This is a genomic window from Arthrobacter globiformis NBRC 12137, assembly GCF_000238915.1.
Taxonomy (GTDB): Bacteria; Actinomycetota; Actinomycetes; order Actinomycetales; family Micrococcaceae; genus Arthrobacter; species Arthrobacter globiformis.
In genome coordinates, this window is the sequence record NZ_BAEG01000008.1 from 67,304 (window position 1) to 90,095 (window position 22,792).

Annotated in this window: 24 protein-coding genes; 8 read left to right on the forward strand and 16 right to left on the reverse strand. The window is 66.6% G+C overall.

All coding sequences use genetic code 11. The features are described from left to right. Positions 1-26: 26 nt before the first annotated feature. Positions 27-908 carry a 1,4-dihydroxy-2-naphthoate polyprenyltransferase gene (locus ARGLB_RS00600; protein ID WP_003797723.1) on the forward strand — a complete coding sequence of 294 codons (882 nt, stop codon included), beginning with the start codon at positions 27-29 and terminating at the stop codon, positions 906-908. 2 nt (positions 909-910) lie between these two features. Here ARGLB_RS00600 and ARGLB_RS00605 read toward each other — a convergent pair whose 3' ends face one another. After that, on the reverse strand, positions 911-1,234 hold the full coding sequence (locus ARGLB_RS00605; protein ID WP_003797726.1) for a DUF4229 domain-containing protein: 324 nt from the start codon (positions 1,232-1,234) through the stop codon (positions 911-913). 129 nt (positions 1,235-1,363) lie between these two features. On the opposite strand from ARGLB_RS00605, the gene ARGLB_RS00610 reads away from it, so the two are divergent. Continuing rightward, positions 1,364-1,879 (forward strand): PLD nuclease N-terminal domain-containing protein, encoded by a 516-nt coding sequence (locus ARGLB_RS00610; RefSeq protein WP_003797729.1) that lies wholly within the window; start codon positions 1,364-1,366, stop codon positions 1,877-1,879. Between the two features lie 245 nt (positions 1,880-2,124). After that, a complete protein-coding gene (locus ARGLB_RS00615; protein ID WP_003797730.1) occupies positions 2,125-3,048 on the forward strand; it encodes a PDDEXK family nuclease in 924 nt (307 codons plus the stop codon). 143 nt (positions 3,049-3,191) lie between these two features. On the opposite strand, the gene ccsB is transcribed toward ARGLB_RS00615, so the two are convergent. The 5 genes from ccsB to ARGLB_RS00640 are packed head-to-tail and all read right to left on the reverse strand — an operon-like array spanning position 3,192 to position 8,075. Beyond that, positions 3,192-4,304, reverse strand: coding sequence for a c-type cytochrome biogenesis protein CcsB (gene ccsB, locus ARGLB_RS00620; protein ID WP_003797732.1), 1,113 nt, complete (start codon positions 4,302-4,304; stop codon positions 3,192-3,194). Next, complete coding sequence (gene resB, locus ARGLB_RS00625) at positions 4,304-6,034, reverse strand: cytochrome c biogenesis protein ResB (protein WP_003797734.1); 1,731 nt, start codon at positions 6,032-6,034, stop codon at positions 4,304-4,306. The genes ccsB and resB overlap by 1 nt, the downstream gene beginning before the upstream one ends. Continuing rightward, positions 6,034-6,789, reverse strand: coding sequence for a cytochrome c biogenesis CcdA family protein (locus tag ARGLB_RS00630; RefSeq protein ID WP_003797737.1), 756 nt, complete (start codon positions 6,787-6,789; stop codon positions 6,034-6,036). The genes resB and ARGLB_RS00630 overlap by 1 nt, the downstream gene beginning before the upstream one ends. 6 nt (positions 6,790-6,795) lie before the next feature. Further along, entirely contained in the window at positions 6,796-7,407 is a 612-nt protein-coding gene (locus tag ARGLB_RS00635) for a TlpA family protein disulfide reductase (RefSeq protein ID WP_003797739.1), read from the reverse strand. Positions 7,408-7,409: 2 nt separating this feature from the next. Continuing rightward, positions 7,410-8,075, reverse strand: a complete 666-nt coding sequence (locus tag ARGLB_RS00640; protein ID WP_043417561.1) for a histidine phosphatase family protein — start codon at positions 8,073-8,075, stop codon at positions 7,410-7,412. A 197-nt stretch (positions 8,076-8,272) separates the two neighbouring features. Here ARGLB_RS00640 and ARGLB_RS00645 point away from each other — a divergent pair, with 197 nt between their 5' ends. The 3 genes from ARGLB_RS00645 (at position 8,273) to ARGLB_RS00655 (ending at position 10,798) form a co-directional block, all read left to right on the forward strand. Next, a complete protein-coding gene (locus tag ARGLB_RS00645) occupies positions 8,273-8,821 on the forward strand; it encodes a YceI family protein (RefSeq protein WP_003797743.1) in 549 nt (182 codons plus the stop codon). Positions 8,822-8,949: 128 nt separating this feature from the next. Next, positions 8,950-9,660, forward strand: a complete 711-nt coding sequence (locus tag ARGLB_RS23905; RefSeq protein ID WP_245531442.1) for a hypothetical protein — start codon at positions 8,950-8,952, stop codon at positions 9,658-9,660. Positions 9,661-9,865: 205 nt separating this feature from the next. After that, entirely contained in the window at positions 9,866-10,798 is a 933-nt protein-coding gene (locus ARGLB_RS00655) for a hypothetical protein (protein ID WP_003797750.1), read from the forward strand. A 93-nt stretch (positions 10,799-10,891) separates the two neighbouring features. Here ARGLB_RS00655 and ARGLB_RS00660 read toward each other — a convergent pair whose 3' ends face one another. Then, positions 10,892-11,587, reverse strand: coding sequence for a redox-sensing transcriptional repressor Rex (locus tag ARGLB_RS00660; RefSeq protein WP_043417564.1), 696 nt, complete (start codon positions 11,585-11,587; stop codon positions 10,892-10,894). An 86-nt stretch (positions 11,588-11,673) separates the two neighbouring features. Beyond that, positions 11,674-11,931 carry a glutaredoxin family protein gene (locus tag ARGLB_RS00665; protein WP_003797753.1) on the reverse strand — a complete coding sequence of 86 codons (258 nt, stop codon included), beginning with the start codon at positions 11,929-11,931 and terminating at the stop codon, positions 11,674-11,676. An 83-nt stretch (positions 11,932-12,014) separates the two neighbouring features. On the opposite strand from ARGLB_RS00665, the gene ARGLB_RS00670 reads away from it, so the two are divergent. Further along, positions 12,015-12,833, forward strand: coding sequence for an HAD family hydrolase (locus tag ARGLB_RS00670; protein WP_043417565.1), 819 nt, complete (start codon positions 12,015-12,017; stop codon positions 12,831-12,833). A gap of 152 nt (positions 12,834-12,985) precedes the next feature. Here ARGLB_RS00670 and ARGLB_RS22575 read toward each other — a convergent pair whose 3' ends face one another. From ARGLB_RS22575 to ARGLB_RS00705, 8 genes are all read right to left on the reverse strand, one after another. After that, positions 12,986-13,084 carry a 30S ribosomal protein bS22 gene (locus tag ARGLB_RS22575; RefSeq protein WP_003792170.1) on the reverse strand — a complete coding sequence of 33 codons (99 nt, stop codon included), beginning with the start codon at positions 13,082-13,084 and terminating at the stop codon, positions 12,986-12,988. A 221-nt stretch (positions 13,085-13,305) separates the two neighbouring features. Continuing rightward, the gene (locus ARGLB_RS00675) at positions 13,306-13,518 is read right to left on the reverse strand and encodes a helix-turn-helix domain-containing protein (protein ID WP_003797758.1); all 213 of its coding nucleotides are present in this window, start codon (positions 13,516-13,518) and stop codon (positions 13,306-13,308) included. A 98-nt stretch (positions 13,519-13,616) separates the two neighbouring features. Next, the gene (locus ARGLB_RS00680; RefSeq protein ID WP_003797760.1) at positions 13,617-14,753 is read right to left on the reverse strand and encodes a 3-deoxy-7-phosphoheptulonate synthase; all 1,137 of its coding nucleotides are present in this window, start codon (positions 14,751-14,753) and stop codon (positions 13,617-13,619) included. 338 nt (positions 14,754-15,091) lie between these two features. Further along, entirely contained in the window at positions 15,092-16,396 is a 1,305-nt protein-coding gene (locus ARGLB_RS00685; protein WP_003797763.1) for an MFS transporter, read from the reverse strand. Between the two features lie 90 nt (positions 16,397-16,486). Further along, entirely contained in the window at positions 16,487-17,971 is a 1,485-nt protein-coding gene (locus ARGLB_RS00690) for a rhamnulokinase (RefSeq protein ID WP_003797765.1), read from the reverse strand. Beyond that, positions 17,968-20,004 (reverse strand): bifunctional rhamnulose-1-phosphate aldolase/short-chain dehydrogenase, encoded by a 2,037-nt coding sequence (locus ARGLB_RS00695; RefSeq protein ID WP_003797767.1) that lies wholly within the window; start codon positions 20,002-20,004, stop codon positions 17,968-17,970. The genes ARGLB_RS00690 and ARGLB_RS00695 overlap by 4 nt, the downstream gene beginning before the upstream one ends. Before the next feature lie 5 nt (positions 20,005-20,009). Then, entirely contained in the window at positions 20,010-21,176 is a 1,167-nt protein-coding gene (gene rhaI, locus ARGLB_RS00700; protein ID WP_003797768.1) for an L-rhamnose isomerase, read from the reverse strand. Between the two features lie 45 nt (positions 21,177-21,221). After that, the gene (locus ARGLB_RS00705; RefSeq protein ID WP_003797770.1) at positions 21,222-21,587 is read right to left on the reverse strand and encodes an L-rhamnose mutarotase; all 366 of its coding nucleotides are present in this window, start codon (positions 21,585-21,587) and stop codon (positions 21,222-21,224) included. A 178-nt stretch (positions 21,588-21,765) separates the two neighbouring features. Here ARGLB_RS00705 and ARGLB_RS00710 point away from each other — a divergent pair, with 178 nt between their 5' ends. Further along, complete coding sequence (locus ARGLB_RS00710; protein WP_003797773.1) at positions 21,766-22,791, forward strand: LacI family DNA-binding transcriptional regulator; 1,026 nt, start codon at positions 21,766-21,768, stop codon at positions 22,789-22,791. Position 22,792 lies beyond the last annotated feature (1 nt).

Below are 22,792 nucleotides of genomic sequence, written 5' to 3' on the forward strand. Positions count from 1 at the left end.
CACCGACCCAACACGAGGTACTTACCGTGGCAACAGCCGCACAATGGATCCAAGGCGCCCGGCTCCGCACCCTGCCGGCCGCAATCGCCCCTGTCCTGATCGGCTCGGCGGCCGCCTATGAGATGGCCTCCTTCCGCCCGCTCAACGCAGTCCTGGCGGCCCTCGTGGCGCTCCTGCTGCAGGTCGGCGTCAACTATGCCAACGACTACTCGGACGGGATCCGCGGGACCGACGAGAACCGTGTCGGGCCCCTGCGGCTGGTCGGTTCCGGTGCTGCCCGTCCCGAACACGTGAAGTATGCCGCGTTCGGTGCCTTCGGCCTGGCGATGCTCGTGGGGCTGGTCCTGGTCGTCATCACCCAGACGTGGTGGCTGCTGCTGGTGGGCGTCGGCTGCGTGATGGCCGCCTGGGGCTACACCGGGGGAAAGAACCCGTACGGCTACATGGGCCTGGGCGACGTCTTCGTGTTTGTGTTCTTCGGGCTGGTGGCCACGCTCGGCACCACCTACACGCAGGCCGGGCAGATCGGCCTGCCTGCCGTGATTGGCGCCATCGGGACGGGACTCATCGCGTGCGCCCTGCTCATGGCCAACAACGTCAGGGACATCCCCTCGGACATCCAGGCGGGGAAGAAGACACTGGCGGTGCGGCTGGGCGACAAGCACGCCCGTGAAAGCTACGTGCTGATGCTGGCCGTGGCCATCCTGCTGGTGGTGATCTTGGCTCCCACGCGGCCGTGGATGCTAATCGTCCTGCTCCTGATCCCGGCCTGCCTGATGCCGGCCTGGCTCATGATCAACGGACGGAAGCGCAAGAGCCTCATCCCGGTCCTGAAGCAGACGGGCCTGATCAACCTCGGCTACGCCGTGCTGTTCTCGCTGGGGCTCGTGCTCAGCAGCGGGCTGTAGGCCTAGGCTTCCCCGCCGCGGGGTTCGCGCTTCTTGGCGTCGTTGCGGATGGTGACGTCCGGGTGGGAGTCCACGAGGTGGTCCTCTGCCAGGGCATCATCGACCTCCCCGGCGGTGCGGATAGGCTTGGCGCGGCCGGAGAAGCGGGCATGCAGTGACGCCGTCGCGGCATCGCGCTGCTTCTGGAAAAAGAGGTAGCTGATGGCGAAGGAAATCAGCCCCGCGCAGACCACGGCCAGAAACCACCCCAGCTGCAGGAAGACGAACAGCACAAACAGGGGCAGGAAGATCGCGAACCGGATCAGGGAGTATTTCAGAAAAGCCACTATCCAAGTTTAGCCGTCCTGCCTGAACGTATCCTGCGTCATCTGCGGCTCCTGTCCGGCGTTTTGCTGGCGCATGACTGTGGGCATACTGTAATCTCCGCCGGGGCACACGGCGGCTAGACTGATTGCATGCCTCGTGTTGCACTCGCAGTCGCCGTTCTCGCCATCTACGTCTATGGGCTGGTGGACGTCATCCGCACCGACAGGCATCTCACCCGCGGTTTTTCCAAAACAACCTGGATCATCATGGTTGCCCTCCTGCCGCTCATTGGCGCCGCGCTGTGGTTCCTGATCGGCCGCCCCCGGGCATCGGCCGTAGCCCAGCCCGTCTACCAGCGCCACCCCACCGCCCCGGACGACGACCCCGACTTCCTGCGGAACCTCGAGCAGCGCCGCCGCAAGACCGAGGCGGAACGGCTCCGCAAACTGACGGATGACGCTGCGAGGAAGAACCAGGCCGACGGCGGCCCGCACCGGACGGGTGCCGCGGGCACGGGCGCCACTGGCACGGGCAGCAGCGGCGCAGCTCCGGGCACCGCCAGCGGCAGTTCAGGTGCCGGCGGACCGGCTGCGGGTGAGCCCGGTCCGCACAAGCCGGGCGCCGCGGGCGAGGCCAACGCCGAGGGCAACCCCGAGGCGAAGTAGCAGCCACCCCGCACCGATCCAGCAAGAGCCGATTTACCAAGCGCCGATTTACCAAGCGCCGATACATCAAGCGCCGATTTACCAAAAAGGGCCGCCCAGCAGCAATCTGGGCGGCCCTTTTTGGCAAAACGGCGCAGCAGCACGATGCCTACACGGTGGAGCAGTCACCGGCCACTGTTCCTCCACACCGGCCCTGAATTGTGGACAACGGGATGCAGGCCCGATTCGGGCAGCAGAATGCTCCTATGCCGCGTCCACGCCCTCTTCCTCGCGCCCTGCAGGGACAGCCGTTCACCATCCGCCAGGCCACGGCGGCCGGCCTGACCCGGAGACGAGCGCGGGCCCTCGACCTGGCGAGCCCCTGCCACGGGGTACGCGCGCCTGCGGCCGTGGAGATTACCCTCCTGGTCCGGGCACGCGGTCTTGCACTCGCAACCGGAGCCGTCGTCAGCCATCTTTCTGCCGCTGTGCTCTGGGGCTTCCCTTTGCCCCTCCGTTTCGAGGACCACGCCGTGATCCATCTGACCAGCCGGGACGGCGCCCGGGCCGTGCGAAGGAAGAACGTCTGCGGCCACCGGCTTGTGCTCCCGGACGACGAGATCTGCGAGGGCCGTTTCGTGGCCTGCACGTCACCGCTTCGGACGTGGTTCGATCTGGCCGGCATCCTCTCCCTGCAGGACTTGGTTATTGCCGGGGATTTCCTTCTTCGCCGCAAGGGTCCGCTTTCCACACCGGAGGCACTGGACGCTTTCCTCGCCGAGAAGCAGGGACGCCCAGGCTACCGCCAGGCAATGAAGGCGAGGGCTCTCATGCGCGCAAACACCGATTCGCCGAAGGAGACCGAACTGCGGCTTCTGCTGCTCGGCGCGGGGCTGCCCGAGCCGGCCATCAACGTCCCCATGTTCGATGAGACCGGCGGCTGGGTCCAGGATCCGGATATGTCCTACGAGGAGTACAAGATTGCCATCCAGTACGACGGCGGCCACCATGCCACCCCGGCGCAACGAAGAAGCGACATCTTCCGCGACGAAGATGCGCGCGACCTCGGCTGGCTCGTGGTGGTCCTGACGCAGTTGGACCTGGATCCCGTCGCCCGGGGCATTGAGCCGAGCGCCGTCACCAAGGTGCGCAAGGCCCTGACAAGCCGCGGCTGGAAACGTGCCCGCTGACCCTCCGCCGTTCGCCAAAAAAGGCCGCCCAGCAGCAAGCTGAGCGGCCTTTTTGGGTAAATCGGCGAGCCTGAGCGGCCCTTTTGGGTAAATCAACGGCACCCCGCAGGTAAGGCGCCCGCCGAGCAGAAGCCCCGGAACCCCTACAGCCCCGAGTACGAGTGCAGGCCGTTGAAGAACTGGTTCACGATGGTGAAGTTGAAGACCACGCACAGGTAGCCCACGATCGACAGCCAGGCGGCGCGGGTCCCCGTCCAGCCGCGGGTAGCGCGGGCGTGGAGGTAGCCGGCATAGACCACCCAGATCACGAAGGTCCATACTTCCTTGGTGTCCCAGCCCCAGAACCGGCCCCAGGCCTTCTCCGCCCAAATCGCGCCAAACATGAGGGTGAAGGTCCAGCCGATGAAGGCGATCGCGTTGATGCGGTAGGACAGGTTCTCGAGGCTCAGGGCGGAGGGCACCAGGCGCATGAAGCCCAGCTTGTCCGCGCCCCCGGCCGCGATGGTCTTCTGCCGGTGCGACTGGACCAGCTGCAGCGCGGACATCGCGAAGGTCAGGGTGAACAGGGCGGAGGACAGCACGGCGATGGACACGTGGATGATCAGCCAGTAGCTCTGCAGCGCGGGCACCAGGTGGCCGACGGGCGTCCAGAATGCCACGGACGCGGCCACCAGCATGATGATGACCAGGCCCACCACGAAGGTGCCGAGGAAGCGCAGGTCGCGGCGGACCAGGACCACGAGGAACACGGCGACGGCCACGAAAGCGCCGGTGGTGAGGAACTCGTACATGTTGCCCCACGGCACACGGCCGGCGCCCACCGCGCGGGTCAGCACGGCGGCTGCGTGGATCGCGGCACCCAGGACGGTCAGTGCCACAGCCACGCGCGCCGGTGCGCGGCGTTCGCCGTAGCGCATGCTGTCATCCGCGGTCTGCCCGACGCCGCCGTTTGCGGTGCCGGAGGCGTACGACGACGGCCGCTCGGCACGGTCTGCCGGTCCGGACAGGCGGTCCTCACCGCTGCCCGCGGTCCGCGCCGTGGCTGCCGCTGCGGACGCGCCTGCCGTCACCGGCACCTTGGCGGACGCAGCCGCCGTCGTACCGGCAGCAGCAGCCTTGAGGTCAACCGACTTCAGGGTCTTGCTGCTCCTGGCCAGGTCCCACGCGAACGCGATGAAGGCGACGGTGTAGGTGCCGGCCGCAAGCAGCATGAAGAGCTCGCTGTACTGGCCCATGGTCTCGTTGATGGGAAACATTACTGGTCCTTCTTCGGCTCAGGCGAGCCTGCTGGTGAGGAGTTGGAAGGTGCAGTGTCCGTGTTGTCGGCGTCCAGGTTCCACTTTTGCGCCAGGAGGCCGCGCAGCGTTGCGGCCTCACCGGCCAGCCGGTGATCCTCGCCACGGGCCAGGAGACCGTACTCCACCATGGTCCTGCCGTCCTCGTGGGTGCCGGTGCGGACCCAGACGCGGCGGCGGTTCACGTAAAGGGAGACGATGAGGCCGGCCACGGCAAGCAGCGCGAAGATGAGGGCGGACAGCTGCCCGGGATTGTGGTGGATGTCCACGCCCACGTACTTCTTCACGCCCTCGAACGTGATGGAACCCTTGCCTTCGGGCAGCGTGTACGTGTTGCCGGGAGCCAGGGTGATGCCGCCCGCCTTGAGGCTCCGGGCGTTGAGTTCCTTGAGGTTCTTGACGTCGAGTTCAAAGACGTTCTGCGGAGAACCCTTGTCCAGGCCCAGGTCGCCGTAGTAGGAGTTCAGGCTCAGCTGCGGGTTGATGAGGTCCGGGTCGCCGCTGAAGGAGATGCCCTGCTCGGTCACGAAGGCCGTGGGGAGGAAGAATCCGGCGAAGCCCAGCTGGTCGGGCTTGGCGTCCGGGACCTTGATCACCACGGAGGAGTAGTAGTTTTCGCCCTGCAGCTTGGCCACCACGGGGCCCTGCATGGCCACGTTGCCGTTGCCGTCGCGGACCGTGACCACCGGGGCGTAGCCGTTGCCCGTCAGGTAGATGCTGGTGCCGCCGAGCGTGACGGGGTCGTTGACCTTAAGGACTTCCTTCTTGGCCGGCGCCCCGGGGTTTTCCTTGGTGGTGACGTCCGCCGTGAAGTCGATGGGCTGGCCGAACTTGCCCTGGGATTCACGGTCGAACGTGGCTTGGAACTTGTCCAGCTGGATCGAGTAAGGCTGGAGCTGGCTGCTCTGGAAGTTGGTGCCGGGGTTGAACTGGTCGTAGCCCACCAGGGTGTTCACGAACGTGTCACCCTCCACCAGGATCCGCTGGCCACTGTACCCGAACAGCCCGCCGACGGCCACGGACACCAGCACGCCAATCAGCGAGGTGTGGAAGACGAGGTTTCCCACTTCCTTCAGGAAGCCGCGCTCGGCCCCCAAAGTTGGCCGCGCGCCGTCGTCGTGCCTTACCTCAACGCGGTACCCGCGTTTCTTCAGCAGCGCCGCTGCGTCTTCAATGGCGTCCGACGCCGGGATGCCGGCGTCCGCGGGCACCACCAGGGTGCCGTACTCGGGCAGGCGGGACAGCCGCTTCGGGGTGCGCGGCGGCTGCGAGCGCATGGCCTTGTAGTGGGCGATGGCGCGCGGCACCACGCAGCCGATCAGCGAGATGAACAGCAGGATGTAGATGGCCGAGAACCAGGCCGACGAGTAGACGTCGTACAGCTGCAGCGAGTCCAGCAGCTGGCCGTAGTCCGGGTGGTCCTTGATGTATTGGGTGACCACTGACGGGTTGGCGGGGCGCTGCGGGAACAGGGATCCGGGCACCGCTGCCACGGCCAGCAGGAGCAGGAGGAACAGCGCGGTGCGCATGCTGGTCAGCTGGGTCCAGGCCCAGCGGAGCATGCCCACGACGCCGAGGGACGGAACGGCGGCCCCGGCCTTGGCAGCCTTCACGGCGCCCTTTTTGGCAGGCCCGGGCTGCGGGACGTCCTCGGCCGGGGATTTCTCGGTTGACTTCACACGCTCGCTCATCAGATCGGCAACTTCACATCGGTTTGGAACCAGTACTGCAATTCGGTGACCCAGGTGCCCCACAGACCCGTGGCCATCAGGATGCCCAGGGCAATCAGGACTCCGCCGCCGGTGCGCTGGATGGCCAGCCGGTGCTTGCGGAAGAAGGACATCACGCCCGCGCCGCGCCGGACCGCCAGGGCGATCAGCAGGAACGGGATGCCCAGCCCAAGGCTGTAGACGAAGGCCAGGAAGGCGCCCTTCGCGGCGGACGAACCACCGGAGAGGCTCAGGAGCTGGACGGCGGAGTAGGTGGGGCCGATGCAGGGTGCCCAGCCGAGGCCGAACGTGATTCCCAGCAGCGGCGCGCCCCAGAGGCCTGCCGGCGGTTTCGCGTGGATCTTGGCGTCCCTCTGGAACCAGGAGAAGCCGCCCATGAACACCACGCCCATCAGGATCACCAGGACACCCAGGACCTGCGTGATCCAGGCGTTCTGCCCGCCGGAGATCAGGGAACCCAGCTGCCCGAACGCGCCGCCGAGCAGCACGAAGATCACCGAGAAACCCAGCACGAACAGGCCGATGCCCGCCAGCATGCGGCCGCGCTTCTGCTTCTGCAGGTCAACGCCCGTGAGGCCCGTGACGTAGCCCAGGTATCCGGGCACCAGCGGGAGCACGCACGGCGAAAGGAAGGACACGAGTCCGGCCAGCAGCGCCACGGGGATGGCGAGCAGGAGCGAACCGTTCAGGATGGCTTCGGCGAAGGGGCTGTTCACGGGAGGTTACTCTGCCACGGCAGACTGGATGAGAGCTTTGAGCGTGCCCTTCTCGATCTCCCCCAGCACCCGCGACGCCACCCGGCCCTGCTTGTCCACCACGAGCGTCGTGGGGACGGCGCCCGGGGGCACAAGACCGGAAACAGCCAGCAGCACGCTGCCGTCCTTGTCGTCGAAGCTCGGGTAGGTAAGGCCGAAAGTCTTGTCGAAGGCGTCAGCTGTGGCTTTCTCGTCGCGCAGGTTCACACCGAAGAACTGCACGCCCTTGCTCTTGAACTCCTGGTGCAGTGCTTCGAGGGACGGCGCCTCCACCCGGCAGGGCGCACAGGCGGCGAACCAGAAGTTCAGCACGGTGACCTTGCCCAGGAAGTCCTTGGGTGTCACGGCGGTGCCGTCAAACAGGGTGCCCTGGATCTGGATGCCGGACTTGCGCTCCGCTGCGGCGAACTCGGTCACCGAGCCGTCGCCGGCCACATAGTTCTTGTTGTCCCCGGCCTTGGCCTGCTTGGCCAGGGCGTCCTCCTGGGCACAGGCGGACAGGCCCAGCGTGATCGCCGTGAGGGCCAGGCCGCCGGCGGCGAGGACGCTGCGGCGGGAGCTCTTGGGTGTTTCAGTCATAGCTAGGCTCCGGGGGTGCTCGAGGCACCGGGAAGTAGGGCGGCGGCGGGTTCGCTGTACTCCACGCGCAGCAGGGCACCGTCGTCGCCGAAAACCAGGGAAGTGAGGGAGGTCAGGGTGCATTCGCGCTTGCGCGGATCGTGCCACAGCGGTTTGCCCTCGGCGCTGAGCCGGGTGGCCCAGATCGGAAGCTGGTGGCAGACCAGGATCGCCTCGGCACCGTCGCCGCCCAGCTCGATGGCCTTGGCGCGGGCTTCCCGGACGGCCTCGGTGACGCGGGCCGCCTGCAGCTTATAGGGCTCTCCCCAGGACGGCCGGAAGGGGTTGATCAGATGCGGCCAGTGCTTGGGTTTGCGCAGCTCGGCCTTGGTGACCTTCAGCCCTTCGAAGTAGTTTTCCGCCTCGATGATGCGGCTGTCGGTGTGGATGTCCAGCCCAAGCGCTTCCGAGGTGGGCTGCGCGGTTTCCTGGGCACGGGTGAGCGGCGACGCCACCAGGTACACGATGTTGGCGCCCTGGGAGGCACGTTCGCGGAAGTGCTCGGCGAGCGTCTGCGCCATCTGCCGGCCAAGTTCGGAGAGGTGGAATTCAGGCAGCCTGCCGTACAGGACACCTTCGGGGTTGTGGACCTCGCCGTGGCGGAGCAAATGGACAGTGGCTTGGGGCATGTCTACCAGTTTCTCAAAGGGCAGGGGCAATGACGAAATCTTCTACAACAAGTAGAACTCAAAGTTTTTTCAGAAAGTTCCCGGCCGATGGAATAAAAGATGCAAATGCATGTTTATACTGGATGCAGCAGTTAGTTGAGACTTCAACAAAAGGTTCAACGATCACCCGCCTGACCACCGATACAAGGAGCACCACCATGGCACTTTCCACCGAGCTCACCCGCGGCACCTGGACCCTCGACAACTCCCACAGCGAGATCGCCTTCACCGTCCGCCACGCCGGCATCAGCAAGGTCCGCGGCCAGTTCAAGGACGCCGCCGCCACCCTGAACCTCGCCGACGACGTCACGGCCACCAAGGTCGAGGCCACCATCCAGACCGCCAGCTTCGACTCCGGCGATGCCAACCGCGACGGCCACGTCCGCGGCGAAGACTTCTTCGACGTCGAAAAGTTCCCGGAGATCTCCTTCGTCTCCAATGGCCTTGTTGCCAACGGTGACAGCTACGAACTCCAGGGCGACCTGACCATCAAGGGTGTCACCCGCCCCGTCTCCCTGGAGACCGAATTCAACGGCGTTGCAGTGGACCCCTTCGGCAACACCCGCGCCGGCGTTTCCGCCGAGACCACCATCAGCCGCAAGGACTTCGGCCTGACCTGGAACGCCGTGTTGGAAGCCGGCGGCGTCCTCGTCAGCGACAAGGTTGCCATCAACCTTGAACTGGCCTTCATCGCACCTGCAGCCTAGGTTTCCGGCAGGTCCGGCAGGCACGATTGCTGGAACCCCCACGCCCCGTCCGCGGACTCTCCGCGGGCGGGGCGCTTGGCGTTCAGGCCTTCTGGAATTGGCAGAATCCCGGGTTTAAAGTGAGTGCCATGAGCACCCCCAGCGATGAACCGGAGCCCCGTGATCCCGGGGCAGTGCCGCCATCCGGCAGGGATGGTCCGACGCCGGAACCGCAGTTCCCCGGCCAGGAACCGGGACGTCCAACGCCGGGCCAGGCAGGTCAGACGGGCCAGGCGGGCCAGCCGACGCCAGACCAGCCGGGCCAGCCGACGCCGGACCAACAGTTCCCGGGCCAGCAGCCGCCTGCCGGCGGCCGGTTCGCCTTCGAACTGCCTGCGGACCGGCCACGGAACTTTAGCGAGATCATGCCGCGCGGGGGCTTCTCCGGCCTCTTCGACGTGACCGGGCTGCCCACAGAGCTCAAGGTGTCCTACTGGATCTGGGTGATCGGCGGCCTGCTGGGGCTGCTGGGCGGTGTGATCGGCCTCTTTGGCGTCCTGGTGCTCTTCGCGATCGTTCCCGGCGTGGCTGTCCTCGTGTTCCTGCTCGTCCTCGTGGCCTTGGCTGTGGCGGCGGCGGAGATTGTCCTGGCCCTGAAGCTGAAGGAAGCCAAGGAGTGGGCGCGGCTGGCCCTGACCATCGTGGCCGGGGTGTCGCTGCTGCTGGCCATCATCAGCTCGAGTTTCCCCGCGGGCCAGGACGGGAACTGGCTGGGCTTTGTGGTCAGCCTGGTGGCCACGGCGCTGATGTGGGTGCCCAGCTCACAGGCCTGGTTCGTTGCGGCACGGGGCCGCCTCTGAATGGCGCCCTGCGGGGGACACCGATCCTGGCCAGACAATGCCCTGCAGCACAGCGTTTCCGCAGGTTGGGGCGCCTTTTGGAATACCTCTCTGGAATGATCCACCGCATACCCGCTGAGGGGTACGGTGGGAAGTGAACCATGCTGGGGAGGGCAGGCGTCTGAACCGGTAGCCGATTCAGACGTCACTATGCAAAGGACCGCTCATGAGCAATCCTCCAGTCCCGCACTCCAATGACCCCGGCTCCAATGAGCCGGAAAACGGTCGTCAGCCAGGCGACGGGCAGCCCCGCTACGGTCAGGACGCGCCCCAGCACGAGCAGGGCACGCCCCAGTTCGGGCAGAACAGCCCGCAGTACGGCCAGGGAACACCGCCCGCTGCACCCCAGTACGGCGAGAACGCGCCGCAGTTCGGGCAGAACGCCCCGCAGTACGGACAGAACGCACCCCAGTACGGGCAGGGCGGGCAGAACGCCCCGCAATACGGCCAGAACCCGCCCCAGTACGGGCAGACCGGACAGGGCGGCGCACCGCAGTACGGGCAGTCGCAGTACGGGCAGAACCCGCCCCAGTACGGACAGTCTCAGTTTGGGCAGTCCCCTTACGGCGGCCAGAGCCCTTATGGCCAGTCCCCCTATGGGCAGTACCCGTCGGAACAGGCCCAGGCAGCAACCGGCGCCGGGGTTCCGCAGCTCGTGAACTATTCCTTCTGGCTGATCATCGCTGCGGGCGTGCTGTCGCTCCTGAACCTCCTGGTCACGATCCCCACCCTGGACGACCCGGCCATGCGGAGCACGTTCGAGGAGCAGCTGCGCGGCAGCGGCCAGGACATCGCGTTCGAGGACATCAAGGGCTTCATCATTGGAACCATGGTGGTCTTTGCCCTGATCGGCGCCGGCCTCTACGCGCTGGTGGCCTTCAACGTCCGAAAGGGCAAGAACTGGGCCCGCATCCTGGGCACCGTCTTTGCAGCGCTTTCCGTGTTCAGCCTCTTCCCGCTGGGCCTGAACACCCTGGTGGGCGTCCTCGGCATCGCCGCGATTATCATGCTTTACCTGCCCGGCGCGGCGCCGTACTTCCAGAAGCCGCAGCCGTTCGCCAACCCGTACTCGCAGCCGGGCGGCCCGTACGGCCGTTAGTTAGGCGACCGCTGCCGGCGGCTTGCAAGCCGCCAGGCATCGCGAGCAACAAGCCGCCATCCCCAACGGGCGCGGATTCCTGAAAGGCCGGAGCTACTCCGGCTGGCCGGGGGTCTGCGCCCGTTGCGCGTGGTACGCCAGGATCTGCAGCTCGGTGGCCATGTCCACCTTCCTCAGCGTCACGCCGTCGGGCACCTGGAGCATCACCGGCGCAAAGCTGAGGATGCTCCGGACACCGGCCGTCACCACCCGGTCGCAGATGCTCTGGGCCACGGCGGCCGGCAGTGCCAGCACCACCATGTTGGTGCCGGTCCGTTCCAGGACCGCCTCCAGGTCCGCAACGTCGCTGACCCTCAGCCAGCCCACTTCGTTGCCCACCACCATCTGGTCGGCGTCGAAGATGGCAACCACGTCAAAGCCCCTGGATTCGAAACCGCCGTAGCGGGCCAGCGCCTTGCCCAGGTTGCCGGCGCCGACAATCGCGACTTTCCAGTCATGCGTCAGGCCGAGTGCGGCGGCGATGTGGCGGCTCAGGTACTGCACCTCATAGCCCACGCCGCGGGTGCCATAGGAGCCCACATGGGACAGGTCCTTGCGGAGGGTTGAGGAGCTGACGCCGGAAAGCTCAGCCAGGGATTCGGACGAGACCCGCTCGGTGCCTTCGGCCAGCAGGGAGTTCAGGGCGCGCAGGTAGATCGTCAGCCGGGCCACGGCCGCCGGCGGGATCTGCTTTCCGGCAGCCCCGGTAGGCCCGGGCAGGGCCTGGGGTGGTGAATCGAGCGAAGTCACTGTCTGCTCCGTTGCGTCGCGTTGTGAGTCCACTCTAAATCCCCATCAGATATGTCAACAAAGCCAATGCCATTGTTCGAAATTGGCTAATCCCCCGCCATGGCTCGGCGCAGGACGCGTTCCAGGCGCGCCTCGTCGATCTTCCAGAAGTCGCGCTGGATGCCGTCCACCAGCACCACCGGGATCTCCTCGGCGTAGCGGTCGCGCAGCTCGTCGTCGGCGTCCAGCTGCCGCTCCGACCACGAAAGTCCCAGCCCGGCTGTCACCCGCCCGACGGCGTCGCGCGCCGCGGCGCACAGGTGGCAGTCAGGTTTGGTGAGGAGAACGACGTCGGGGTTTGCCATGCTTCAACCGTATCCCCGTTCCTGTCGCGGAGCGACGCGACGGCCGTCAGGTGCGCGGTACTGCATTGACTAGACTCAGTGGCATGCCCGAGGAGAAGTACGTCGCTGTGGCCCACCGTCCGGTTGCGAAGCAGCAACACGGCGAGGCAGCCTTCTTCGACGTCGACAACACCCTCATGCGCGGCGCCAGCCTGTTCCACGTCGCCAGGAAAATGCACCAGCGCGGCGCCTTCACGCTTGCACAGGCGGCGGGCATGGCATGGAAGCAGCTCAAGTTCGTGCTCCGGGGCGAGAACCTCAACGACGTCCACGCTGTCCGGGATTCCGCGCTAAGGCTCGCCGCCGGCATCACAGAGGAGGACATCAAGGCGCTGGGCGAAGAGGTCTATGACGAGATGATCGCCTCCCGGATCTGGCCCGGCGCGAAGGCCCTGGCCGAGCAGCACCTGCGCGTGGGCCGGAAGGTGTGGCTGGTCACAGCGACGCCGATCGAGGTGGCCACGGTGATTTCCACGCGTCTGGGCCTCACCGGCGCCCTCGGAACCGTGGGCGAGACCAAGGACGGCTTCTACACGGGCAGGCTCGTCGGGGACATCCTGCACGGCGCCGCCAAGGCTGTGGCGGTCCAGGGCATCGCGGACAACCACGGACTGGACCTGAAGCGCTGCTGGGCCTACAGCGACTCCTACAACGACATCCCGCTGTTGACGATGGTGGGCCACCCCGTCGCGATCAACCCGGACGCCCGCCTGCGCAAGCACGCCCGCGAACGCAACTGGCCGGTCTACGACTTCCGGGCCGGCCGCCGGGCAGCCACCCTGGGCCTCAAGGCAGCCACAGCAGGAGGAGCGGTCTACGGCCTCTGGCGGGGCTACACGCGCTTCCGCGGCCCCCGCGCCTGACGCTTCCACCCCCGGACACGCTTCCCGTCACAGGACACCCGAATTCGCGTGTCCCCACACCATTTGCGCGTCGCAGGGCGGTGTGCGTGTCGCAGGAACGCAAAATGCCCGCACCCTCGAAAGGGGACGGGCATTGACGCGTAGAGCGAGCTCTACTTCTTATTGCGGCGCTGGTGGCGGGTCTTACGAAGCAACTTGCGGTGCTTCTTCTTGGCCATACGCTTGCGACGCTTCTTAATAACTGAACCCACGAAAGTTCCTTACAAACTAGATGCAGTACCTGTCTGATGGAGAAGGTCCGTGGACTGAGCAACAGACTGAACAACTGACAGATTCTTACAATGACGTAACACGTTCTTTAACAGGGTACCGCTTATCTGGAGCATCCCCTGACCAGCACCGCCCCGCGGCATGCAGCGGCCCCCAAGGCGGCTGCAGCAACCACGGGATTGGTGCGGTCAGCGGGGCTCCGTTACGCGGTTCCCGTGTGACCGTCCACGACAGCACCCTTGAGGTACTGTTCGACGGCGGTCTCCGGGACGCGGTAGGAGCGGCCGAACCTGACGGCTGGCATCTCCCCCGAATGGACAAGGCGGTACACGGTCATTTTGGAGACACGCATAACCTCAGCCACCTCGGCCACGGTCAAGAACTTGGCGTTCGAGAAGTTCGACTCTGCGGACATTACCCATATTCCTTTGCTCTCAGCAACGACGCCGGTCTTTCTGCGGTGTGCGCCGATGCTGAGCCATCGAACAACCGTGTTCTAGTTACTCTAGATGCTCACGTGGCCATTGTGAAAGCCCGCCGTTTCCGCGACGATGCCGCCAACTGTTCGAGGACGGACGCCGTCACATCCCACTCCATGCAGGCATCTGTCACGCTTTGGCCGTAGACCAGATCCGAGTGTCCGGCGGCGTGTTCGGCCACGTCGAGGTTCTGCGCGCCGCCCACCAGGAAGCTCTCCAGCATGACGCCGGCGACCGCTCCTGCGGCCGTTCCCGCGTCCTCGAGCTGGGCACCGATCTCGAGCGCCACCTCAGCCTGGCGGTGGTGGCTCTTGCCGCTGTTGGCGTGGCTTGCGTCCACGATGAGACGCGGGTTGAGGTTCTTGGCGGCGAGCTTGGCGGAGGCCGCCTCGACGTCGGCGGCGGAGTAGTTGGGGCCCTTCCGGCCGCCGCGGAGGATCACGTGGGTGTCGGGGTTGCCCGCGGTGGACACCAGCGCGGCGCGGCCGTCGCCGTCGATGCCGAGGAAGGCCTGGGCTGCGGCAGCGGCGCTGCAGGCATCGACCGCCACCTGGAGGTCGCCGTCGGTTCCGTTCTTGAAGCCGATGGGCATGGAGAGGCCGGAGGCGAGCTGGCGGTGGATCTGGCTTTCCGTGGTCCGCGCGCCGATGGCTCCCCAGGAGACGAGGTCTGCCATGTACTGCGGGCTGATGGGTTCAAGGAACTCCGTGGCCGTGGGCAGGCCCAGGGACGTGACCTGCTGCAGGAACCGGCGGGCGGCCCGAAGTCCCGTCGCAATGTCATGGCTGCCGTCGAGGTGCGGATCGTTGATGAGGCCCTTCCAGCCCACGGTGGTGCGCGGCTTCTCGAAGTAGGTCCGCATGACGATCAGCAGGTCTTCCTTGTGCTTCTCGGCCTGGCTGACCAGCCGGCGGGCGTATTCCAGGCCGGCCTTGGGGTCGTGGATGGAGCACGGACCGACGATCACCAGCAGGCGGTCGTCCACGCCGTCCATGATGGCCCGGACTTCGTCGCGGCCGCGTGCGACGACGTCGGCCGCCTTCGCGTCCAGCGGCAGTTCCGCGATCATCTCCTGCGGCGTGGGCAGGGCGGTGATCTCGCTGACCCTCAGGTTCGACGTCGACTGGCGTTTCGAGGCCGGCTGCTGGGTTTCGGTGGCTGTTGCGCTCATTTTCGGGGATCCTGTTCCGGGTGGGAGCGGGCCCCTGATCAGAACCCGCCGTAGAAATGGCGAAGGGCAGAGAATGATCTCTGCCCTGTTGGCTCTGAAGGAAAGTTGGATGCGTGTCAGTTAGACGCGGGCCCCTCCAGAGCCAACGAAAAATACGCATACCAACGGTTAGTCATGGAAATGACCATAAGCCCGCGCTGATGGATCGCCAAATCGGCGCCCGTCACATTCGGACTTCGCGGCTCCGCATATCGGCCGGAGCGCGAACGTACACTTGTGGCCCCGAGGAAGCGTTTCCCAAGGGCCTCAAGTGTACGTTCGCGCTGGTCCGGGCCGAATTATGCCGTGGTTTGCTCCACCGGTTGCTTCGCAGGCTCGCCGTAGCGTTCCTGCTCGATCTGCTCCAGGCTCTTGCCCTGGGTGTCAGGTGCCCAAATAACCCCGATGAGCATGGCGGCCACCAAAGCCCCAATCATGATGGCTCCAACAAAGGGCACCCCGTGCTCGGCCAGCAGCGTCGGGAACCAGTAGCTCAGCAGGCCGACCACGATGCGGGCAACGAAAAAGAGCACACCCTGAGCACTCGCCCTGTAGCGGGTCGCGAACATCTCGGCTGCCCACAGGGCGTAAAAGGCCTGCGCACCGATGCCGGCCGAAATGCCCCAGAGCGCCGCGAAGAGGATCAATACCGGCATTGTGACGTGGACGAAGACCAGCAGGACCCAGGCGGCAAGGCCCAGCACGGCGCCGATTCCGTACAGCAGGCGGCGGTCAATGCGGTCGCCGTACTTCATGAAGCCGAAGTAGGTCGCCAGGACGGTAAGCGTCCACAGCAGCACCTGCAGCAGGTTCTGTTCAGCGGACGATTCAACCCCGGACGACTCGTAGACCCGCGGCATGAAGATGCCCATCTGCCCGGCAACCAGGTTCCAGAGGGCGTAGACGCCCACGAGGAAAAGGAGGGCCTTCAGGTTGGTGGCGTTGGTCAGCAACTCGCGGTAGTTGCGGCGCTTGACGCCGGACGCCTCCTCCAGCAGCCTCGCTTCGTTCGACTTCTTCCAGGTGTGGGACTCGGAAAGCCGGCGGCGGATCCACCAGGTGATGAAGGCAATGACGAACAGGTGGGCGAAGACCAGACGGCTGCCCAGCAGCCCCAGCGGAACCACGACGGTGGCCAGGAGGAAGACCAGTGCCGGTGCGAGCGACCACGCAAACTGGGCGGTGCCCACGTGCCGCGCCCGCTGTGCAGAGGGCGCCTCTTCCGCGATGTAGGTCCACGCGACCGGCACGCCTGCTCCCACTGCGATCCCGGTGAGGATCACGCCAACTATGAGCATCCAGGGGGCCACGGCAAAAATCACCAGGGCTGTGCCGATCATGTACAGGATGAGGTCGTAGGTGTAGATGAATTTGCGGCCGTAGCGGTCGCCCAGTGGCCCGCCGATCATCGCGCCGACGGCGGCACCGAAGGCGTTGGCGCTGAGGGCGGCGACCAGCCCGACGACCAGGTTGCTGAAGCCGAAATACTCCTGCCACAGCGTCAGGCTCGTCGCCAGGGCGATGATGGATCCGGCTTCGATGTAGTTGGACATGGACACAGCGACAGTGGCTTTCCAGCCGCCGATCTGTGGGGTGTTGGTCATTCTGAATCTTTCTCTGGCGACGCCGTTGGCGCCGGGCAGCCGCATTAGGCAAGCCCAGTTTTGATACGTTTCAAGAATTCCGCAGGGTGTTTAGTTCCTGGCCGCGTTGGAGATGAGGCCGAGGGGCTCGTACCGGCGCAGGCTCGTTCCCGCACCGACGATCCTGCGAAGTTCCGGCAGGCCGCCGGTGGCCACACCTGCGGCTCGGGCCTGGACCAGCACGTTGCCGAGGGCCGTTGCCTCGACCGGGCCTGCGATGACGGGTTTGCCGGTGGCCTCTGCCGTAAGCTGGCAGAGCAGCCCGTTCTGCGAGCCGCCGCCGACGATGTGCACCACGCCCACGGCAACACCGGCGAGGCGTTCGGCGTCAGCGATGGTGCGCGCGTACCCGGCGGCGAGGCTGTCCAGGATGCAGCGGACGACCGCTGCCGGCTCGGCCGGAAGGACGGCGCCGGTATTGCGGGCTGCTGCGCGGATCCGGTCGGGCATATTGTCCGGGGCGATGAAGGCAGGATCGTCGGGGTTGATCCTCGGCCCGCCGGGCGGGAGCGCCGCGGCCGCGTCGAGGAGCTCGCCGATCGCGGGCCGGTAGCCTTCGTCAGCCCAGGTGCGCTGGCATTCGCTGAGCAGCCAGAGGCCGCCGACGTTACGCAGGTACCGGGTGGTGCCGTCCACTCCGCGCTCGTTAGTGAAGTTCGCCGCGCGGCTGGCCTCGGTGAGCACGGGGTGGTGCAGTTCCAGCCCCACGAGGGACCAGGTCCCGGAGGAAATGTAGGCGAAATTCTCCTGCTCCGCGGGAACGGCGGCGACGGCGGACGCCGTGTCGTGCGAGCCGACGGCCACCACCTTGGTGTCCTGGGGCAGCCCGGTCCGCTCGGCGATGCCGGGCAGCAGGGTTCCCAGGGTTTCGCCGGGCTGGATCAGCGGCGGGAACAGGTCCTTGGGCAGGCCCAGGGGTCCGAACAGCTCGCTGGCCCACTCCCCCGCGACGGCGTCGAAGAGCCCGGTCGTGGAGGCGTTGGTGGCCTCGGTGCGGCGCTGCCCGGTGAGCATGAACGCGATGAGGTCCGGGATCAGCAGGGCCTGCAGCCCGTCCAGATCCGGTTCGGTGGCGAGCTGGTAGAGCGTGTTGAACTGCAGGAACTGCAGCCCCGTGGTGCCGTAGAGCCGTGCCGGATCCAGCTTCCCGTGCACCCCGGCGACGGCGGCACGGCTGCGTTCGTCCCGGTAGCTGTACGGCTGCGCGGTGAGCTCGCCGCCCTTGGTGACCAGGCCGTAGTCCACCGCCCAGGTGTCAATGCCGATGCTGGTGATCGTGTCCCCCCGCTCGGCTGCCGCTTTGCCGGCGGCGGCGAGGCCGGTGAGCACCTCGGCGAAGAGGGCGTCGAAGTCCCAGCGGAGGCCGCCGTCGGACTGCACCACGGCGTTGGGGAAACGGTGCACGACGTCGAGCGTGGCCCGCGCGGGACCGCCGTCGGTGCTGATCCGTCCCAGAATGACGCGCCCCGAGGAGGCGCCGATGTCGACGGCGGCGAACACGCCGCCGTCGACACCGGTAACTGCCGCCTTACTCACCGGAGGAACGCTGCCGCGACGCCGGCGTCCACGGGGATGTGCAGGCCGGTGGTGTGCGAGAGTTCGTTGCTGGTGAGCACGGCCGCGGCGTTGGCGACGTGCTCCGGCAGGACCTCACGCTTGAGCAGGGTGCGCTGGGCGTAGTACTCACCCAGCTTCTCCTCGTCCACGCCGTAGACGGCGGCGCGCTTGGCGCCCCAGCCGCCGGCGAAGATCCCGGAGCCGCGGACCACGCCGTCGGGGTTGATGCCGTTGACGCGGATGCCGTACTCGCCCAGTTCCGCGGCGAGCAGGCGGACCTGGTGGGCCTGGTCGGCCTTGGTGGCGGAGTAGGCGATGTTGTTCGGGCCGGCGAACACGGAGTTCTTGGAGGAGATGTAGATGATGTCCCCGCCCAGGCCCTGCTCAATCATGACCTTCGCGGCGGCCTTGGCCACCAGGAAGGAGCCCTTGGCCATGACGTTGTGCTGCAGGTCCCAGTCCTTCTCGGTGGTTTCCAGCAGCGGCTTGGAGATGGACAGGCCGGCGTTGTTGACCACCAGGTCCACGCCGCCGAAGGCCAGCACGGCCTCGTCGATGGCGGCGGCCACCTGGGCCTCGTTGGTGACGTCCGCCTGGACGCCGACGGCGACGTCCGGGCCGCCGAGTTCAGCCGCCACGGCCTGGGCGTTTTCCAGGTTCAGGTCCGCGATGACCACGCAGGCGCCCTCCGCGGCGAGGCGGGTGGCGATGGCCTTGCCGATGCCGGAGGCCGCGCCGGTCACCAGCGCGATGCGGGTGGCGTGGGACTTGGGCTTGGGCATCCGGGCCAGCTTGGCTTCCTCCAGTGCCCAGTACTCGATCCGGAACTTCTCGGCCTCATCGATCGGGGCGTACGTGGAGATCGCCTCGGCGCCGCGCATCACGTTGATCGCGTTCAGGTAGAACTCCCCGGCCACGCGGGCAGTCTGCTTGTTGGCACCGTAGGAGAACATGCCGACGCCGGGAACCAGGACGATGGCCGGGTCGGCACCGCGCAGGGCCGGGCTGTCCGCATCAGCGTGGCGGTCGTAGTAGTCCTGGTAGTCCTTGCGGTAGTCGGCGTGGAGTTCCTTCAGCCGGGCCACGGAGTCCTCGATGGAGGCGTCCGCGGGCAGGTCCAGGATGAGCGGCTTGACCTTGGTGCGCAGGAAGTGGTCCGGGCAGGAGGTGCCCAGCGCGCCCAGGCGGGGGTGTTCGGCGGCCTCGAGGAATTCCAGCACGGCGGGGTCGTCGCTGAAGTGGCCCACCTGCGGCTTGTCCGCCGACGCCAGGCCGCGGATCACCGGTGCCAGCGCGGCGGCCTTCGCCTTGCGTTCAGCCTCAGGGAGCGAGGCGTAGCCGGGCAGGGCCGGGCCGAAGGGTTCGGCCTTGCCGTTGGCGGCGATGTACTGCTCGGCCTGTTCGATGATCCAAAGCGAGTTGGCTTCGGCTTCCTCGCTGGTGGCGCCCCAGGCGGTGATGCCGTGCCCGCCCAGGATGGTGCCGATGGCCTGCGGGTTGGCGTCCTTGATCGCGGCGATGTCCAGGCCCAGCTGGAAACCGGGGCGGCGCCAGGGCACCCAGACCACCTTGTCGCCGAAGATCTTGGCGGTCAGCGCCTCCCCGTCGGCAGCGGTGGCGACCGCGATGCCCGAATCGGGGTGCAGGTGGTCCACGTGCGCCGCGTCCACGAGACCGTGCATGGCCGTGTCGATCGAGGGGGCCGCGCCGCCCTTGCCATGCAGGCAGTAATCGAACGCGGCGACCATCTCGTCCTCGCGCTCCACGCCCGGGTAGACGTTCTTCAGCGCCTGCAGCCGGTCCAGGCGGAGGACCGCCAGGTTCTGCGCCTTCAGCGTGCCAAGGTCCCCGCCGGAGCCCTTCACCCAGAGGAGCTGGACGTCCTCGCCGGTGACCGGGTCCTTCTCAAAGCCCTTCGCGGACGTGTTGCCGCCGGCAAAGTTCGTGTTCCGCTTGTCCGCGCCCAGGCGGTTGGAACGGGCAATCAGGTCTTCAACAGTCTTGTTCGTCATAACTCTTATGCGCCCCATCCGGCTTGCTGGCCGCCCACGCGGTCCTCGTTGATCTTCTTCTGGTAGCCGCTGGCCTTGAAGGCGGCCAGCGGGTCCGCGGGCAGGCCGCGGGATTCACGCCACTCGGCCAGGACCGGCCGGACGTCGGTGTAGAAGGCATCGTTGAACACGGCATTCGCGGCCAGGACATCCCCGCTGCGCTGGGCTTCGGCCAGTGCGGAGGTGTCGATGAGCAGCGCGCGGGCGGTCATTTCCTGCACGTTCAGCACAGAACGAATCTGGCCCGGGATCTTCTCCTCCAGGTTGTGGCACTGGTCCAGCATGAGCGCCACGCCGGAATCCTTGCCGAAGCCGCCGCCGCGGATCACCTCGTACATGATGCGGAACAGCTGGAACGGATCCGCCGCGCCCACAATCAGGTCGTCGTCGGCGTAGAAACGCGAGTTGAAATCGAACGAGCCCAGCTTGCCCAGGCGCAGCAGCTGCATCACGATGAACTCGATGTTGGTCCCGGGCGCGTGGTGGCCCGTGTCCAGGCAGACAAAAGCCTTCTCGCCCAGCGCCAGGGTCTGCGCGTACGAGGTGCCCCAGTCCGGAACGTCCGTGTGGTAGAAAGCCGGCTCGAAGAACTTGTACTCCAGCACCAGGCGGTGGTCCTCGCCCAGGCGGGCGTAGATCTCCTGCAGGGATTCGGCCAGCCGGTCCTGGCGGCCGCGCATGTCATCCTGGCCCGGGTAGTTCGTGCCGTCCGCGAGCCAGATCTTCAGGTCCTTCGACCCGGTGGCGTGCATGATGTCGATGCACTCGAAGTGGTGGTCGATCGCGCGGCGCCGGACGGCGTCGTCCGATGACGTCAGCGAGCCGAACTTGTACTCGTCATCCTGGAAGGTGTTCGAGTTGATCGTGCCCAGCCCCACACCGAGGCCGGCCGCGTACTCCTTCAGGGCCGCGTAATCGTCCACCTTGTCCCATGGGATGTGCAGCGCCACGGTGGGCGCCAGTCCGGTGAGTTCATGGACCTTGGCGGCATCCGCCAGTTTCTCCTGGACGGTGCGCGGGGTACCGGGGGTGCCGAACACCTTGAACCTGGTGCCCGAGTTGCCGTAGGCCCATGACGGAACCTCAATCGCAAGCTCCGAAAGCCGGCCCAGTGCCGATGCTGTGTTGTTCATGATCTTTCTTTCGTCAGTGTTTGGCAGTGTCAGTACGTGGGAAATCTAGAGTTTGGCCGCGGCGTGAGCGGTGCCGCCGGCGGCCGCGGCCAGCTGCCCGTCGAGATTGAACACCTCGTCGAGGACCCAGAAGCCCTCGTCGGGCGGAACATCGCTGTCCCGGAAGAGCGTGGCCATTTCCGCCTGCCAGCGGGCGTTAACGTCCGTGAGTGCCATCCGGGCCCGCACGGCGTCAAAGTCGTCGCATTCGAGGTACCCGATCAGCAGCCCGTCGTCGTCCAGGAACAGCGAGTAGTTGTTCCAGCCCGCGTCCTTGAGCGCGGCCAGCATTTCCGGCCAGACGGCGGCGTGGCGCCGGCGGTACTCCGCCAGCAGCTCCGGCTGGACGGAGGATCGGAAGCAAACCCTCATGTTGTACTCCTGTGGACGTTTCGGTGGCAGCGGAAGAAGCGGAAACCAATTCACTCGGCTTTGAATATTCTCCGCCTTTGAATCGTTTCATTGGTACGATTCAAAGTACTCTGGGTTGAAGAAGGGTGTCAAGCGTTTTCACCCGGACGGGCAAATCGATCTTCGGAGGATCAGCAGAATGTCGCGGGCAGCCAGCATCAAGGACGTCGCCAACCACGCGCAGGTTGCCGTGGGAACGGTCTCCAACGTCCTTAACAATCCCGACCGCGTCTCCAAGCGCACCAAGGACAGGGTGCTGCAGGCCATCGACGAGCTCGGTTTCGTCCGCAACGATGCCGCCCGGCAGCTGCGCGCAGGGCACAGCCGGACCATCGGCGTCGTGGTCCTGGACGTCGGCAACCCCTTCTTCACCTCGCTGGTCCGGGCCGCCGAGGACGCTGCGGCCGTCAACGGCAGCGCCGTGCTGCTGGGCGACAGCGGCCACGACGCAAACCGGGAATCGCACTACATCGACCTCTTCCAGGAGCAGCGCGTCCAGGGCCTGCTGATCTCCCCGGTGGGGGATGTGGCCGACAGGCTGGAAGCCCTGCGGCAGCGCGGTGTTCCCACGGTGCTGGTGGACCGGCTGGCTGACGAGGACCGCTTCAGTTCGGTGTCTGTGGATGACGACGCCGGCGGCTACCTTGCCGCCCGGCACCTCCTCGATCTGGGGCGCAGGAAGCTGGCCTTCGTGGGCGGGCCGCTGTCCATCCGCCAGGTTTCCGACCGCCTCCTCGGCGCCCGCCGCGCCGTGGCCGAGGTGGACGGCGCAGCGCTGGAGGTGCTCGACTCCGACGGCCAGTCCGTGCTCGCCGGACGCGGCGTGGGCAACAGCCTCGTGGAACGGGGCGCCGGGAACATGCCGGACGGCATCTTCTGCGCCAACGACCTGCTGGCACTCGGGGTGATGCAGTCGCTGACGATGATGAACGGCGTGCGCATCCCTGACGACGTGGCCCTGATTGGCTACGACGACATCGACTTTGCCGTGTCCGCCGTCGTGCCGCTCTCGTCCATCCGCCAGCCCACCGACGCAATCGGCAGGACCGCCATCGAACTCCTGACGGAGGAACTGGACGCGCAGCACGCGCGGCACCGCGCCGTCGTCTTCACCCCCGAGCTGGTGGTCCGGCAAAGCACCGCAGGTGCTGCAGCCCCCCACTGAC